General features: G+C 63.0%; 15 protein-coding genes. 12 read left to right on the top strand and 3 right to left on the bottom strand.

Features of this window, described 5'->3' with window-relative positions; genetic code table 11:
* Nucleotides 1-168 precede the first annotated feature (168 nt).
* The 11 genes from ACSW29_RS25895 to ACSW29_RS25845 all read left to right on the top strand — a co-directional run bounded on the left by ACSW29_RS25895 (nucleotide 169) and on the right by ACSW29_RS25845 (nucleotide 9,634).
* Nucleotides 169-747 carry a CBS domain-containing protein gene (locus ACSW29_RS25895; RefSeq protein ID WP_020907957.1) on the top strand — a complete coding sequence of 193 codons (579 nt, stop codon included), beginning with the start codon at nucleotides 169-171 and terminating at the stop codon, nucleotides 745-747.
* Nucleotides 748-819: 72 nt separating this feature from the next.
* The gene (locus ACSW29_RS25890; protein ID WP_347872932.1) at nucleotides 820-2,166 is read left to right on the top strand and encodes a wax ester/triacylglycerol synthase domain-containing protein; all 1,347 of its coding nucleotides are present in this window, start codon (nucleotides 820-822) and stop codon (nucleotides 2,164-2,166) included.
* A gap of 130 nt (nucleotides 2,167-2,296) precedes the next feature.
* Nucleotides 2,297-2,383, top strand: a complete 87-nt coding sequence (locus tag ACSW29_RS25885; RefSeq protein WP_411742536.1) for a three-helix bundle dimerization domain-containing protein — start codon at nucleotides 2,297-2,299, stop codon at nucleotides 2,381-2,383.
* A gap of 335 nt (nucleotides 2,384-2,718) precedes the next feature.
* Entirely contained in the window at nucleotides 2,719-3,105 is a 387-nt protein-coding gene (locus ACSW29_RS25880) for an ArsR/SmtB family transcription factor (protein WP_230813486.1), read from the top strand.
* Nucleotides 3,102-4,205 (top strand): ACR3 family arsenite efflux transporter, encoded by a 1,104-nt coding sequence (gene arsB / locus ACSW29_RS25875; RefSeq protein WP_448278640.1) that lies wholly within the window; start codon nucleotides 3,102-3,104, stop codon nucleotides 4,203-4,205. Before ACSW29_RS25880 ends, arsB begins: the two co-directional genes overlap by 4 nt.
* Nucleotides 4,202-4,615 carry an arsenate reductase ArsC gene (locus tag ACSW29_RS25870; RefSeq protein WP_448278639.1) on the top strand — a complete coding sequence of 138 codons (414 nt, stop codon included), beginning with the start codon at nucleotides 4,202-4,204 and terminating at the stop codon, nucleotides 4,613-4,615. The genes arsB and ACSW29_RS25870 overlap by 4 nt, the downstream gene beginning before the upstream one ends.
* Before the next feature lie 41 nt (nucleotides 4,616-4,656).
* On the top strand, nucleotides 4,657-5,655 hold the full coding sequence (gene trxB / locus ACSW29_RS25865; protein WP_448278638.1) for a thioredoxin-disulfide reductase: 999 nt from the start codon (nucleotides 4,657-4,659) through the stop codon (nucleotides 5,653-5,655).
* A gap of 27 nt (nucleotides 5,656-5,682) precedes the next feature.
* Nucleotides 5,683-6,093 (top strand): arsenate-mycothiol transferase ArsC, encoded by a 411-nt coding sequence (locus ACSW29_RS25860; RefSeq protein WP_448278637.1) that lies wholly within the window; start codon nucleotides 5,683-5,685, stop codon nucleotides 6,091-6,093.
* A gap of 60 nt (nucleotides 6,094-6,153) precedes the next feature.
* Nucleotides 6,154-6,561 (top strand): arsenite efflux transporter metallochaperone ArsD, encoded by a 408-nt coding sequence (arsD, locus tag ACSW29_RS25855; RefSeq protein WP_448278636.1) that lies wholly within the window; start codon nucleotides 6,154-6,156, stop codon nucleotides 6,559-6,561.
* A 16-nt stretch (nucleotides 6,562-6,577) separates the two neighbouring features.
* On the top strand, nucleotides 6,578-8,335 hold the full coding sequence (arsA, locus tag ACSW29_RS25850) for an arsenical pump-driving ATPase (RefSeq protein ID WP_448278635.1): 1,758 nt from the start codon (nucleotides 6,578-6,580) through the stop codon (nucleotides 8,333-8,335).
* Nucleotides 8,336-8,779: 444 nt separating this feature from the next.
* A complete protein-coding gene (locus tag ACSW29_RS25845) occupies nucleotides 8,780-9,634 on the top strand; it encodes a metallophosphoesterase family protein (protein WP_317829671.1) in 855 nt (284 codons plus the stop codon).
* A 336-nt stretch (nucleotides 9,635-9,970) separates the two neighbouring features.
* Here the strand turns inward: ACSW29_RS25845 and ACSW29_RS25840 are convergent, their stop codons facing one another.
* The 3 genes from ACSW29_RS25840 to ACSW29_RS25830 all read right to left on the bottom strand — a co-directional run bounded on the left by ACSW29_RS25840 (nucleotide 9,971) and on the right by ACSW29_RS25830 (nucleotide 12,983).
* Complete coding sequence (locus tag ACSW29_RS25840) at nucleotides 9,971-10,735, bottom strand: PIG-L deacetylase family protein (RefSeq protein WP_448278634.1); 765 nt, start codon at nucleotides 10,733-10,735, stop codon at nucleotides 9,971-9,973.
* 66 nt (nucleotides 10,736-10,801) lie between these two features.
* Nucleotides 10,802-11,179, bottom strand: coding sequence for a carboxymuconolactone decarboxylase family protein (locus ACSW29_RS25835; RefSeq protein ID WP_448278633.1), 378 nt, complete (start codon nucleotides 11,177-11,179; stop codon nucleotides 10,802-10,804).
* 40 nt (nucleotides 11,180-11,219) lie between these two features.
* Nucleotides 11,220-12,983, bottom strand: a complete 1,764-nt coding sequence (locus ACSW29_RS25830) for an aminotransferase class V-fold PLP-dependent enzyme (RefSeq protein ID WP_448278632.1) — start codon at nucleotides 12,981-12,983, stop codon at nucleotides 11,220-11,222.
* 294 nt (nucleotides 12,984-13,277) lie between these two features.
* Between ACSW29_RS25830 and ACSW29_RS25825 the strand changes: the two genes are divergently transcribed.
* Nucleotides 13,278-14,654: an MBL fold metallo-hydrolase gene (locus tag ACSW29_RS25825; RefSeq protein WP_197941120.1), complete on the top strand. Its 1,377-nt coding sequence runs from the start codon at nucleotides 13,278-13,280 to the stop codon at nucleotides 14,652-14,654.
* Nucleotides 14,655-14,850: the final 196 nt, after the last annotated feature.

Here is a 14,850-nt window from a genome sequence, read left to right as displayed (position 1 = left end):
GGTCTACAGAGGCGGAAGTCACTCCGCTCGGGGCCGATTTCCGGTGCGCAGGATGCCGAAGACACTTCCGGTTCACGGTCGATGTTTGTCACGCTGGGGACATCGGTTCGTCGCATTCCTGCGTTCGCGAGATCGGACGTCCAGCGGGATAACCAGAGGAGAATTGTCATGCGTGCACGAGACATCATGAGTAGCCCTGTGACGACAATCGATCAGGCGCGAAGTGTAGGTGACTGTCTACGAGAGATTGCGCGGTCAGGTTTTTCGGCACTCCCAGTAGTCGACGAGCAGAAGCGACTGGTCGGGATCGTGTCCGAAGGCGATCTTCTCAGAAGTGGGTTCGAACGACTGTCACAGGAACACGCGACCGAGTCGACCGAACAATCCGTCGCTGACGTGATGACGCAACCCGTGGTGGCAATGACCGAAGATGTCGTGGTCAATGACATCGCATCCGAGATGCTGCGTTCTGGGCTGCGCGCGGTTCCGATCGTTCGTGAGAGGGACGTGATCGGAGTGGTGACCCGCCAGGATTTGATCGGACTGCTGGCCCTGGACCCCGATCGGATCGCTGACGAAGTGCGCCATCGACTTGACGTCTATGGCGGGCCCGACCGATGGGCAGTGGGTTATGTCGACGGAATACTGACAGTCAGTGGGATTTCCGACGATGATCCCGAGCGAGGTGTCGTGACTGCACTTGCTTCGACCGTTCCAGGCGTTGACGAGGTTCGATTGAGGCCTTGAGAATCGCCAATCCTTGAAGGATTACGCCGACGAGTGAATCGAGTGGCCATGAGCGGCGCAAACGAGCGATCGATGACGCAGACCGACCTGATGTCTTGGCGGATGGAGGCCGATCCGGTCCTCCGCTCGACAATCGTCTCGATCATCGTGCTGGACAGGCTCCCGGATCACGAACGATTGACCGCCGCGATGAACCACGCCATCGACGTAGTTCCGATCTTCAGGTGTAAAGCGGTTGCGCGACAATTTCCGTGGAGTCCACCACGTTGGGTGGATGACGCGGACTTCGACCTGAGTTGGCACCTTCGAAGGTCTTCCGTGCCACCACCAGGTGGGTGGAAAGGCGTCCTGGATTTTGCCCGCATGAGCGGGATGGCAGCCTTCGACAAGGATCGTCCGTTATGGGAGCTCACCGTGCTCGATGGGCTAGGCGGCGGTGCAACAGCGCTGGTAGTCAAAGTTCATCATTCCTTGACCGACGGGGTCGGGGGTATGCAACTGACACGCGAAATTACCGATGACACGCGGACTGGCGGATCAAGTCAGGACGGCCACGAATTCAGGCCACCTGTTGTTCGTTCCACACCAGGAGACTCACGTGCGGCGATGACCGAAGCGGTGGCCCGAAGTGCCGCGCACGCAGTGCGCCATCCCGCCGCTACGATGCACGACGTCGTACGAATCTTCGGATCGACGGCGCGTATGACGCGACCGGCGACCAGAACGATGTCGCCAGTGATGACTGCTCGGAGTACGCGCCGTGGTTTCGGTGTGATCGAATTTCCGGTGGCGTCACTGACCACTGCCGCGGCGGGCACACAATGCTCAGTAAACGACGCGTTCTTGTCTGCACTTCTACTGGGCATGGCCGGCTACCACAGAGGCCACGGTGACGTACCGAATCAACTGATGGTGACGTTGCCGATCAGTCTGCGTGACAGTCGTGATCCGCTGGGAGGCAACCGAATCACGCTTGCAAGGTTTGCTCTTCCGGTCGATATTGCAGATCCGGAGAAATTGATCCGTCGTGTTCACGTCATCGTAGAAAGTTGGCGGAACGAGCCGGCGATTCCGCTATCTCCTCACTTGGCCAGAATGCTGAACTTGCTGCCGGTCGCGGTCACAGGCGACATGCTCAAGCACATGGATTTTGTTGCATCCAACGTCGTTGGTTCTTCGACACCGTTGTACCTCGCCGGTGCGCGGATAATTCGCCAATTCGCATTCAGTCCTACCCTCGGATCGGCTTTCAACGCGACTTTGATGTCTTACGACTCGCACATGTGTGTCGGGATCAACGTCGACGTGAGAGCAGTTCCGGACCAACCCGCGCTGATGACAGCTATCGCGGAAGGGTTTCGCGCCGTGCTGGCGCTTGGGCCTCGGCACGCAAACGCCACCGTGACAACGACGTGCTGACAACGCAACGCAGGTCCCGACGGCCGAACGCGAGCAGGCCCGCCGCTGTCAATGCTGCCGCGATTCAGGGCCAACCACAGGAGCGGCGCAGGTTCGAAGTGCGCACCGGGAAGCTTGGGGGCGTGTGTAGATGGTTCTAGATCCAGTACGAGATTTCGTTCCTTTGCTCGTCGAACGTATGGCGAAAGAGAGTCTTTCTGCCTGGTTCGTGTCATAACGAGCGTGCAGGCCGCCGACAGGATAGGTGTAGCCGCTCGATCACATCTACGTTTCGGACGGGTGGACTCATCTCGTTCGTTTGGCCCGATCCGCTCCAGCCTATTGCGTCAAGCGATCCGCGTCCTCGCAGAGCGAGTGTGCTTTGACCCGCCGTGCTCGCAGTGCGAAGGCTGAGAGCCGTGTCAGGTGGCGCTTCTACGTCGGCTTGCTGGTCATAGTCCGGTCAGATCGTCGAATGTGGGGTTTCGAATCAGTGTCGCATCGGCAATCGCGGAGGCGGATGTTCATCTCCGATTTGTTGCGCGTTGATTCGAAAACTGTCAATATCGAAGTATGTCGAATCAAGTTGTGGTGGAGACCGGCGCTTGCTGCTCCCCGCTGGTGCGTGAGCCGTTGACCGAGGATTGGGCCGGTGACCTGTCTCGGATGTTCAAGGCCCTCGGCGATCCGGTTCGCCTCCGTCTGTTGAGCTTGGTGGCCAGCCATGAGGGTGGGGAGGCCTGCGTCTGCGACATCTCGGATACGTTCGACCTGTCCCAGCCGACGATTTCGCATCATCTCAAGGTGTTGCGTCAGGCCGGTTTGCTCGACTGTGAACGTCGCGGCACCTGGGTGTACTACTGGGTGATTCCTGCTGCACTGCAGCAGCTCTCGGCTGTGCTCCTGGTTGAAGGCTCGATCGTGACCGCAGTGGACGCGTGCGCGGAGGTCACCGCATGAGCAACACCGCTGCGACCACCGAACACCGCGCAGTGGTCGGAAAACTCTCCACCCTCGATCGCTATCTGGCGGTCTGGATCGGGGTGGCCATGGTCGTCGGCCTGCTGGTCGGGCGCTGGATTCCCGGTGTGAACACTGCCCTGGAGAAGGTGCAGATCGACGGCATCTCACTGCCGATCGCCCTCGGTCTGCTGATCATGATGTACCCGGTGTTGGCGAAGGTCCGCTACGACCGCCTCGACACGGTCACCGGGGACAAGAAACTCCTCGCGGGCTCGCTGTTCCTGAACTGGGTTCTGGGCCCGGCGTTGATGTTCGCCCTCGCCTGGTTGTTTCTGTCTGACCTGCCGGAATACCGAACCGGTTTGATCATCGTCGGTCTCGCTCGCTGCATCGCGATGGTGATCATCTGGAACGACCTGGCCTGCGGAGATCGCGAAGCCGCCGCGGTGCTGGTCGCCATCAACTCGGTGTTCCAGGTGATCATGTTCGCGGTGCTCGGTTGGTTCTACCTCTCGGTCCTGCCCGGGTGGCTCGGCCTCGAACAGACCACTATCGACACTTCGCCTTGGCAGATCGCGAAATCGGTCCTGATCTTCCTCGGTATCCCGTTGCTGGCAGGTTTTTTGTCCCGTTTCTTCGGTGAACGCGTCAAAGGCCGCGACTGGTACGACACCACGTTCATCCCCACGATCAGTCCCTGGGCGCTCTACGGTCTGCTGTTCACCATCGTCGTGCTCTTCTCGATGCAGGGCGAACAGATCACCTCGCAGCCTTGGGATGTCGTCCGGATCGCGTTGCCGCTGCTGGTGTACTTCGCACTGATGTGGGGCGGTGGCTACATCCTCGGTGCCGCAATCGGATTGGGCTACGAACGCACCACCACGCTCGCGTTCACCGCTGCGGGTAACAACTTCGAACTCGCGATCGCCGTAGCCATCGCTACTTACGGCGCCACCTCGGGGCAAGCCTTGGCTGGTGTTGTCGGCCCGTTGATCGAGGTGCCGGTGCTGATCGGTCTGGTGTATGTCTCCCTTGCTCTGCGTAAACGCTTTGCCGTCAAAGACGTTTCATCCAGTCGAGAAAGAGCGGGTTCATGAGCAAATCATCGGTGTTGTTCGTCTGCGTCCACAATGCCGGCCGATCTCAGATGGCTGCCGGTTTCCTGAGTCATCTCGCGGGTGACGCCATCGAGGTCCGTTCCGCTGGGTCTGCACCCGCCGAGATCGTCAATTCCGCTGCAGTTGAAGCGATGGCAGAGCTCGGAATCGACATCTCGGCTCAGTCTCCGAAGATTCTCACCGTCGACGTTGTCCAGGATTCGGATGTCGTGATCACGATGGGCTGCGGTGACACGTGCCCGATTTTTCCCGGCAAGAGCTACCGAGACTGGGTTCTCGACGATCCCGCTGGCCAGGGCATCGATGCGGTCCGCCCGATCCGCGACGAAATCGAGCGACGAGTCCAAGCCTTGATCGCTGAACTCGCTACTGCCGCGAAGTCTCCCTGACCGATCGCCCTGCCCGTATTCGATCCTGCGAAAGAGGCACTATGACCACCCAGCTGGAAAACACGCCCGCGGTCCATGACGTCATCATTGTCGGTTCCGGACCGGCCGGTTACACCGCTGGTGTCTACACCGCGCGCGCTGAGCTTCAGCCCGTGCTCTTCGAGGGAACCCAGTTCGGTGGCGCCCTCATGACCACCACCGAGGTCGAGAACTTCCCCGGTTTCCGTGAGGGCATCATGGGCCCCGATCTGATGGAACAGATGCGTGAGCAGGCACTGCGCTTCGACACCGACATCCGCACCGAGGACGTCGAGGAAATCGATCTGAGCGGCCCGATCAAGACGGTCGTCGCGAACGGCGAAACCTACGCCGCGCACGCGATCATCCTCGCGATGGGCGCGGCAGCGCGTTACCTGGGGATCCCCGGTGAAGAGCGTCTCCTCGGCCGCGGCGTCAGCGCCTGCGCCACCTGCGACGGGTTCTTCTTCCGCGACCAGGACATCGTCGTGGTCGGCGGCGGCGACTCCGCGATGGAAGAGGCAACCTTCCTGACCCGTTTCGCTCGCTCGGTCACCCTGGTGCACCGCCGCGAGGAGTTCCGCGCCTCACGGATCATGCTCGAGCGCGCCAAGGCGAACGAGAAGATCCGCTTTCTGACCAATGCGGAGCCCGTCGAGGTGCTCGGTGAGAACAGTGTCACCGGGCTCGTCGTGCGCGACACCGTCACCGGTGAAACCTCCACCCTCGAGATCACCGGCATGTTCGTCGCCATCGGCCACGACCCGCGCAGTGAGCTCGTCAAGGGCCAGGTAGACCTCGACGACGCCGGCTACGTCCGCGTCGCACCCGGTTCTACCGCGACCTCCGTCGACGGCGTCTTCGCTGCCGGTGACCTGGTCGATCACACGTACCGTCAGGCGATCACCGCTGCCGGCACCGGATGCTCCGCAGCAATCGACGCCGAACGCTGGCTGGCCGACCGCGGCGACATCACCGCCAACACGCTCGACGCAGCCGGCCATATCGTCGACGCCGTCTGACTCCCATACCCAGCGAAAGGAACTTCGATGAGCAAGCCTTCAGTGCTGTTCGTGTGCGTCAAGAACGGCGGCAAATCCCAGATGGCCGCCGGCCTCATGCGCAAAGCCGCCGGTGACCAGGTGGACGTGTACTCGGCCGGCACCAAACCAGGATCGGCGGTCAACGCCCTGTCCGCCGAAACCCTCCTCGAAGTCGGTGTGGACATCTCGGGACAGGCTCCGACGCTGATCGATCCGCAACTGGTGCGCGAGGTCGAAATCGTCGTCACCCTGGGCAGCGAAGCGAAGGTCGAACCGGTCGACGGCACCGACTTCGAGAACTGGGACACCGACGAGCCGTCCGAACGAGGCATCGACGGAATCGAACGAATGCGCCTGGTCCGCGACGACATCGCCGCCCGCGTCGACGCTCTAGCCGCCCGTCTGGCGACCCGCTGACACCGGATCGGTAGAACCCGCACCATCGAAGACCCGAGAAGCAAGAAAGAGAACATCACCATGAGCACCATCGAAGTATTCGAACCCGCACTGTGCTGCAACACCGGCGTCTGCGGCGACGACGTCGACCAAGCGCTGATCACCTTCACCGCCGACCTCGACTGGGTCGCAAGCAACGGCGGCACCATCGCCCGCCACAACCTCGCCAACGACCCACTGGCCTTCGCCGGTAACGACACCGTCGCAGCATTCCTCGAGATATCCGGCTCCGAAGGACTCCCGCTGGCGCTCGTCGACGGAGTCACCGCCCTGACCGGTACATATCCGACCCGCAGCCAACTCGCGAAATGGGCAGGCATCACCGAACCTGGAACGGCTGAGGCGCCGGCCGGGATCGCCATGCTCGGACTCTCCGACGCCTCGGCATGCTGCTCCACCGACGACGCCGATTCCACCACCTGCTGCTGAAAGCGCCGACACCGCAATGAAGTTCCTGAACAACGCGCCCCGATTCCTGTTCTTCACCGGCAAAGGCGGTGTCGGTAAAACCTCCATCGCCTGCGCGAGCGCGATGACCCTCGCTCGCGCCGGCAAGAAAGTGCTGCTCGTGAGCACCGATCCAGCCTCCAACGTCGGGCAGGTCTTCGGTGTGAGCATCGGCAACACCATCACCCCGATCCCCGCCGCTCCCGGATTGTCTGCGCTCGAGATCGATCCAGAACAAGCCGCCACCGACTATCGCGAGCGGATCATCGGTCCCGTCCGCGGGCTGCTCCCCGAGAAGGAGATCGTGGCGATCGCCGAACAACTCTCCGGGTCCTGCACCACCGAAATAGCGTCGTTCAACGAATTCACCGGACTGCTCTCCGGGCACGACGACATCACCGCGGACTTCGACCACGTCCTCTTCGACACCGCCCCGACCGGGCACACCATCCGGCTGCTCCAACTCCCCGGATCGTGGACCGAGTTCCTCGACGGCGGCAAGGGCGACGCATCGTGCCTCGGGCCGCTGTCCGGACTCGACAAGCAGCGCACCATCTACGCCGACGCCGTTGCCGCCCTCGCAGATCCGCACCGGACCCGCCTCGTCCTGGTCTCGCGCGCCCAGCGTTCGACGCTCACCGAAATCACCCGCACCCACCGCGAACTCGCCGACATCGGACTGGCCCACCAACACGTCGTCATCAACGGCGTCCTCCCTGAACCGGCCGACGACACGGATCCACTCGAATCCGCGATCCGCCGACGAGAGCAAGCCGCGATCGCCGCTCTGCCAACCGAATTGGCGCAGCTGCCCACCGATCAGGTCCCGCTCAAAGCGACGAACATCGTCGGTATCGACGCACTCGAAAGCCTCTTCACCACCGACCCCCGTCCGGTATCTGCCGCCTCAGCGGACCCGGCCCAGCAGCTGCCCAGTGCTCCGCTCGTATCCCTGATCGACGAACTCGATACAGACGATCACGGCCTGATCATGTGCATGGGAAAAGGCGGAGTCGGCAAGACCACCATCGCCGCCGCGATCGCTGTCGCCCTCGCCGAACGCGGCCACCAGGTGCACCTGACAACCACGGACCCGGCCGCACACCTGACCGAGACCTTGAACGGGGAACTCGACAACCTCCAGGTCTCCCGCATCGATCCCGCCGAAGCCACCGAGCAGTACCGAACCCGCGTCTTGACCACCAAAGGCAAGAACCTCGACGAACGCGGCCGCGCCAACCTCGCCGAAGACCTTCGATCACCCTGCACCGAGGAAGTGGCCGTCTTCCAAGCATTTTCGCGGGTCATCCACGAATCGAGCCGCAAATTCGTCGTCGTCGACACCGCCCCAACCGGTCACACCTTGTTGCTCCTCGACGCCACCGGCTCCTACCACCGGGAAATCGCCCGCCAAATGGGCGGCAACACGAACTTCACCACCCCACTCATGCGACTCCAGGACCCAAACGCCACGAAAGTCCTACTCGTGACCCTCGCCGAAACCACACCCGTCCTCGAAGCCGCCGGTCTGCAAGCTGATCTACAACGCGCAGGAATTCGCCCTTGGGCGTGGGTGGTCAACAACTCCCTCGCCGCAGCCGAACCTACCTCGCCGCTCCTGCAGCAGCGCGCAGCCGGAGAAATCGCCGAAATCGACAGCATCACAAACAAATACAGCCAGCGAACCGCCATCGTCCCGATGCTCGCCGAAGAACCCATCGGCGAAGCCGCCCTGGCAACCCTGAGCAAGGCATAGCGACTCCGCACCCACATTTTCGCAAACAACGGCAACAATGATGCATCCTTCCTGGCCTACCGGCACGCGAAGAGACGCCTTCGCTCCGTTTGGCGCCCCGGCGATGGGAATGTCATCGGACGGGTCTAACGGGTTCGTGCTGGTCACCGCATCCCGCTCACGGGCCGGCTTGCGGGAAGAATCGGGCGTTGATACTGCTCAGCCAGCCCTCTGCGGAGTAAAATTTGATTCACGGTGGTGGTGGGCTCACCACCGAATGCGGCAGCCGTGTCGCCAACGGTTCCTGACTTCGAATCGAGCAGAAAGGCGCTGGATAGTCTGCTGACCGATCTCGTCACAGAGGTGTGAATCAGAGATCCCTCGGTGGCGGCGGTAGCGCGAGGACTTCGTGTCTGAATTCATGGGCGAGATTCGCAGGTACAAAGTCAGAGGTGGTGGCCGACCGTGAATACACATCAGCGCATAGGTGTGGATCGCTTTCTGGAGGTTCCTTCGCGGATCGCCCTTGCCGGAGATTGGCACGCGGACACTCGTCATGGTGTCGCCGCGATCGAGCACGCAGCCAGACGGAACGCGACTGTGCTCATTCATCTCGGGGACTTCGGTTACCGCTTCACCGACATGTATCTCGATACCCTCGACGACACCCTGCGCCGGTGTGGCCTCGTTCTCGGGTTCGTCGACGGTAATCACGAAGACTTCGACCGACTCCTGGCGTACCCGCTCGCTGATAGCGGTTTGCGGTACCTGCGCGAGCGGATCGTCCACCTTCCCCGTGGATGGAGGTGGTCGTGGGGGTCGACGCAGTGTTTGGCGCTGGGCGGCGCATATTCGATCGATCGGATCCTGCGGGTCGAGGGAACCTCGTGGTGGCCGCAGGAAGCCATCACCGTCGAGGAGGCGGAAACGGCGGTCGCCGGGGGCACTGCGGATGCGATGTTCTGCCATGACTGCCCGGCCGGTGTCGTCGTGCCGGGCAGGCCGCGTGAGCGTTACGGGTTCCCGCCTTCGGAAGTGGCGGCCTCGCAGGCGAATCGGGATCGGCTCCGCCGCGTCGTCGATCAGGTGCGCCCGGCGAGGTTGTGGCACGGGCATTTCCATCAGCGTCATCAAGCGCTGCTCGAAGGTGCCGGGTATCGGACAGTAGTCGATGGTCTCGGGAAGAACAACGATCCCCTCGACAACAATCTGGTGGTCGTCAACCTCCCCGATCTCGGACATCATCGGTGGAGTTCACGTGCAGAGCACACTGTGGCCGAGACGGGCAGCGCCGCGGCGGCCCCTCCTGTTACCGCCTGAGTGATCGACGAGCGAGACCGTACGGCAGGCGTGTGGTGGTGCTTGCGGCGATCTCCACTAATTCGTTGTATTTCGCGACCTGCTCTCCTGCACCGGCACCCGGATTCGACTGCCTACATCCGGGCGACGACTATTCGCCGAACTCCGGCACGCCGTAGGTACGAAACCATGCATCGGAGCGAAGGTCACCGATACCGCCCAGACGCTATATTCAGGCAGAACAGGCGATCAATTCGTTATCGAGAGCATCGTAGAGACACCGAACTGCGCTCTCCGCCACAAGACGCTCTCCCGTCTGTGCGTGTTACCGGGCGGGTGTCTGCGCTCGGTTGTCCCTCACGTCATCGTGTGTGCTGAACGAGTGGGAGGGCGTAGGCGGATCCGTTCTACGGTGCCTTGGAGTTCGAGTCGACGGGTGAGGACCGGGTTGTCGCGGGCTTGGCTTTCGTGACACTTGATTGCGGCTCGCTGTACGGCGCGGTCGACGGCAATGTCGACGGTTCCGTCGCCTTCGAGCGCAACGAAAGCTGTGCCGTACTCGGTGTTGAGTTGCGCGGCGACGGTGGGGGTGACGCCCCATTCGAGCACTGCCAATTGGTGACGGTCAGCGACGCGATGCGCTGCGGCGGTCGCGGCCTGGTGATCGGGGTGGCCGGTGACACCGCTTGGTTCGAACACGACGAGCGTGGCCGCATCACCAAGGTCGTTTTGCACGACTTCGTCGACAGCGGCGGGGGCGATCTCGCCCAGATGGCCGTCGGGAAAGTTGTGGAGCACGATGGCGCTGACGCCCAGGCGTTCGGCGGCGGTGGTCAGCTCGTCACGGCGCACGGTCGCAAGGTCCGCGACGGAACCGAGGGTGCTCGCCTCACCATAGGTCAGGCACACCACCCGCACGTCGGTCCCCGCTGTGGTCAGCGCGGCGAGTACGGCGCCCAACCCGAAGCTCTCGTCATCGGGATGGGCCAGCACCGCCAACGCCGGACCGCGGCCGGCGACAACATCGAGCACCGACGCACCCCCGCCGCCAGACACCTCGCCCGCTTCGGTGGTGACGTCGGCGCCCAGATGTTCGGCGGTCGCCTTACGGTGTTCGGCCATCGTGGTCCTCTCGTGGGGGAGAGATCGCGGGGACGTCTCCACGGCATCGACCGCGGAGTGGGGCAGTTACGGTCCGGGTGCGTCGTTCTCACTGTTGGAGGGCTGTGCAGCGTGGAATTCATTGAACGCGGCGAAAGCCCGGGGCCCGTACACGGTGCCCGGCCCACCGGCCATCATGAGCGCGACGCCGATGGCCTCGGCCGCTTCCTGCGGTGTGCTGCCCTGTGCGGCCGCGCCGCGCGCATGTGTGGCGGTGCAGCCATCGCATTGGGTGGTCACGGCTATCGCCAAGCCGATCAGTTCCTTGGTCTTGGCATCGAGCGCTCCGGGAGCCAGGGACGCTGAGTAGAGCTGTCCGAAGCTCTCGTAGACCTGCGGGATCGCCTGGCGCAACGCCCGGGCGGGCGCGCGAAGTTCCTGTTGGACGTCCTTGCCGTAGCCCATGTTGTGCCTCCCACTGTTCGTTGTAGTGGCCTGGTGGTGGTCAATGCGGGGTGCCGTCGGTGCCGGGGTTCTCCTGGGTGGAGGTCAAGCACTGTGGGGGCAGGGGGAACCAGCGCAGCACTTCGAAGTGCGCGGGGAGGCGGGTCGGGCCGTCGGGGACCTTCTCGGGGCGGGCCTCGAGAAGCGTGCGGGCCTCGCGCAGGTGGTCGGCCAGCGCGGCCTCGTCGAGGGTTTCGCGTTCCGTCGGGTAGTGCAGGATGCCGGCTGTGTCGTAGAACAGGTCGGTCAGGCGCAAGGGGGGCTGGCGGGTTTTTCCACGATGGTGCCACAGGCCGGTATCCGGACTGAAGGTGTAGTCAGTGAGGAGACGGTGGCCGTACCGGGCCAGCAATTCCACGGCCTCGATCAGGTAGTCCCGCACAGCGTCGGAAATGAAGTAGTTGAAGTTGATGCGGGTCCAGCCGGGTTTGATTCCCTCGCAACCCAACGCGATCTCGTCTCGGAAGGCACGCGAATGTTGCGGGTCGATACCCAGGAGCCGATGCCCGTAGGGACCGGCACAGGAACAGCCACCGCGGGCCTGGACCCCGAACAAATCGTTGAGCAGGGCCACAACGAAGTTGTGGTGCAGGTAGCGATCCGCGCCTGATCTGAGACGGAAAGACACGATGGACAGCCGTCGAGCATCCGGGTGGCCGAGAATCTCGATACTCGGGTGGCGGTGCCACCGGTCCAAGGCATGGCACCACAGATGTCGTTCTCGCTGTTCGATGAGGTCGGTCCCCACTGCATCTTTGAGTGCGAAGACCAGGCCGGCACGGATCGACTCGATGATCGCGGGGGTGCCTCCCTCTTCCCGGGCCACGGGATCATCGAGGTAGCGGTGGCCGGTCGGATCCACGAACGCCACCGTGCCACCACCCGGCACGGTGGGTACGGCGTTGCGGACCAGCTCACGACGGACCATCAGCACCCCAGGGGTTTGGGGCCCGCCGACGAACTTGTGTGGCGAGAGGAAGATCGCATCCTTGTAGTCACCGCCCCCGGGAGCGCTCTCCCGCACCCGGATCGGGACATAGGGTCCGGCGGCCGCATAGTCCCAGAAGGACAACGCGCCGTGCTCGTGGAGCAAGGTGGCAATCCGGTCGGTGTCCGACAAGACGCCGGTGACGTTGGAGGCGGCCGAGAAGCTACCGATGCGCAGTGGCCGGTCCGAGTACTCGATCAGTCGCCGCTCGAGTTGCTCCACGTCGATGTGACCGTCAGCGTCTTCGTCGATCACCACCAGGTCGGCGATCGACTCACGCCACGGTAGCTCGTTGGAATGGTGTTCGTAGGGGCCTACGAACACCACGGGTCGGTCCGACTCTGCGATCTGTTCGTCCCAGCCGTAGCGTGTGGCCAGCCCGGACGGGACACGGAGTTCGAGGATTCCGACCAGCTTGTTCACCGCCGCCGTTGCCCCGGACCCGCAGAAAATCACCAGATCGTTGTCTGTGCCGCCGACGGCGTCGTGGATGAGTTGGCGTGCGTCCTGCCGCAGCAGTGAGGTCTGCAGTCCGGTGCCGGAGCTTTCGGTGTGAGTGTTGGCGTAGCGCGGGAGCACTTGTTGGCGGATGAAGTCTTCGAGGAAATCCAGTGACCGTCCCGAGGCGGTGTAGTCGGCATAGGTGATCCGTCGCCGACCGTAGGGTCCGTCCAAGATCTCTCCCTCGCCGATGACTCCCCGTCGGATCCGTTCGATCAGTGGTGAGGTGGGGGCTGATTCTGCTGAGGTATCGGTGCTTCCGGTCACTGCCGTCATGCGGTCTCTTCCTCCTACGGCAAGGCGCTCGTACCTTCTCTTTTGCCAGGGTGCGCTTGGAGTCGTGGGCCGCACTAGGGCCGTTAGACCTGGGCGTGTGAGTTGGAAGGGCGGCCGGGTTTCCACCGTATCGCCGATCCGGAGCGCCAGTCGGCGGCGATCAGTTGTTCCGATCTCTCCTCTCGATGTTCCTGGCCTGCACCCGCGTATACCCCCTGGGGTACTTGACATACCCCAGGGGGTATATGGCACCCTGTGTGCATACCATCCTCCAGATTCAGGAAAGGTTGTTCGATGATCCTCGAGCAGTACTACATCGAGTGCCTCTCGCATGCGTCGTACCTGATCGGTGACGAAAGCACCGGCCGTGCCATCGTGGTCGACCCGCGCCGCGACATCACCGAATACCTCGAGGACGCAGCCCGCTACGGTCTGACCATCGAGGGTGTCGTCAACACGCACTTTCATGCGGACTTCGTCTCCGGCCACCTCGAGTTGCTCGAGGCGACCGGTGCGTGGATCGGCTTCGGTGAAACCGCGGACACCGACTACCCGATCCGCCGACTGCGCCATGGCGAACACCTGACGCTGGGGGAGGTGGACATCGAGATCCTCTCCACCCCAGGTCACACATGGGAGTCGATCAGTCTGCTGGTGCGGGAGAATTCAAATGCCGCGCCTTCCGCTGTGCTGACCGGGGATTCGCTGTTCATCGGCGATGTCGGTCGCCCCGACCTTGCAAACCTCGGCGACGGCACCAACACCGACCTGGCTCGGGCGATGTACCGCACAGTCCACGAGACGCTGCTGACCTTGCCCGATGAGGTGACCGTGATGCCGGCCCACGGCGCAGGGTCGTCCTGCGGCAAGAACCTCTCCTCCGAGCTGACCTCCACCATCGGCGAGCAGCGCCGCACGAACCCGTCGGTGCAGCCGATGAGCGAAGATACGTTCGTTGCTCTGATCACCGACGGTCAGCCTGCGGTGCCGCGGTATTTTTCTACCGATGTGACCCTGAACAGGTCGAATCGCGCTCTCCTCGAACAAGATCGGCGCATACCCGAGCTGACACCCGAGGAGCTCCGGACGGAAATGGCCATCGGAACTCGCATTCTCGACGCCCGCACTCCGGACGACTTCGCCGGCGGGCATCTGCGCGGCTCGATCAACGTCGGATTCGACGGCAGGTTCGCTGAAACCGGTGGCATGGTCGCCGATATCGGCGAGCGCATCGTACTCATCACCTATCCGGGTGAGGAACAAGATGCGGCGATGCGTTTGGCGCGCATCGGATCCGACAACGCAGCCGGGTACCTCACTGTCGACGTCGACGGGATCTTTCCGAACTCGCTCACCGACCTTGTCCGTACCGCGCCGCGTACTGCTGTGGTCGAACTGGAGGGGCTCCTGGATTCGGATGCAGTGACCTTGATCGACATCCGAAATCCCGGCGAGCGCGACTTCGGGGTCATCGACGGTGCGCAATCGATTCCGCTCGCCCAGCTCCGCTCCCAGATCGAGGACCTGCCACGAAGCCGGCCCATCGTCGTGCACTGCGCCGGCGGTTGGCGCTCGTCCGTCGCTGCATCACTGTTGCGGGCCGACGGCATCGAGAACGTCAGCGACCTGGTCGGCGGATACACGGCCTGGGTCGAGCGTTCGTCCGAATAGTGCCTGATCACTGAAACTCTCGTGCCCCATAGGCGGCACGGCGTCTGACAAGGAGAAACCAGATGTGTTACCCCACGGCATGTTCTTCCTGCTCCAAGACCACCTGGGCAGGGTGCGGCCAGCATTCCGAGCAGGTCATGGCAGGTGTCCCGAAAGCGCGGCGCTGCACCTGCACTCCTGCTCCTGATCCGGGTTC

Source organism: Rhodococcus sp. GB-02 (assembly GCF_053470465.1).
Note: the sequence above shows the minus strand (reverse complement) of the source record. Positions and strands in the feature narration are given on the sequence as shown.

Coding starts and splice junctions, on each gene's coding strand:
- ACSW29_RS25895 (WP_020907957.1), top strand. CDS start 169: ATGCGTGCACGAGACATCATGAGTAGCCCTGTGACGACAATCGATCAG.
- ACSW29_RS25890 (WP_347872932.1), top strand. CDS start 820: ATGACGCAGACCGACCTGATGTCTTGGCGGATGGAGGCCGATCCGGTC.
- ACSW29_RS25885 (WP_411742536.1), top strand. CDS start 2,297: ATGGTTCTAGATCCAGTACGAGATTTCGTTCCTTTGCTCGTCGAACGT.
- ACSW29_RS25880 (WP_230813486.1), top strand. CDS start 2,719: ATGTCGAATCAAGTTGTGGTGGAGACCGGCGCTTGCTGCTCCCCGCTG.
- arsB (WP_448278640.1), top strand. CDS start 3,102: ATGAGCAACACCGCTGCGACCACCGAACACCGCGCAGTGGTCGGAAAA.
- ACSW29_RS25870 (WP_448278639.1), top strand. CDS start 4,202: ATGAGCAAATCATCGGTGTTGTTCGTCTGCGTCCACAATGCCGGCCGA.
- trxB (WP_448278638.1), top strand. CDS start 4,657: ATGACCACCCAGCTGGAAAACACGCCCGCGGTCCATGACGTCATCATT.
- ACSW29_RS25860 (WP_448278637.1), top strand. CDS start 5,683: ATGAGCAAGCCTTCAGTGCTGTTCGTGTGCGTCAAGAACGGCGGCAAA.
- arsD (WP_448278636.1), top strand. CDS start 6,154: ATGAGCACCATCGAAGTATTCGAACCCGCACTGTGCTGCAACACCGGC.
- arsA (WP_448278635.1), top strand. CDS start 6,578: ATGAAGTTCCTGAACAACGCGCCCCGATTCCTGTTCTTCACCGGCAAA.
- ACSW29_RS25840 (WP_448278634.1), bottom strand. CDS start 10,735: ATGGCCGAACACCGTAAGGCGACCGCCGAACATCTGGGCGCCGACGTC.
- ACSW29_RS25835 (WP_448278633.1), bottom strand. CDS start 11,179: ATGGGCTACGGCAAGGACGTCCAACAGGAACTTCGCGCGCCCGCCCGG.
- ACSW29_RS25830 (WP_448278632.1), bottom strand. CDS start 12,983: ATGACGGCAGTGACCGGAAGCACCGATACCTCAGCAGAATCAGCCCCC.
- ACSW29_RS25825 (WP_197941120.1), top strand. CDS start 13,278: ATGATCCTCGAGCAGTACTACATCGAGTGCCTCTCGCATGCGTCGTAC.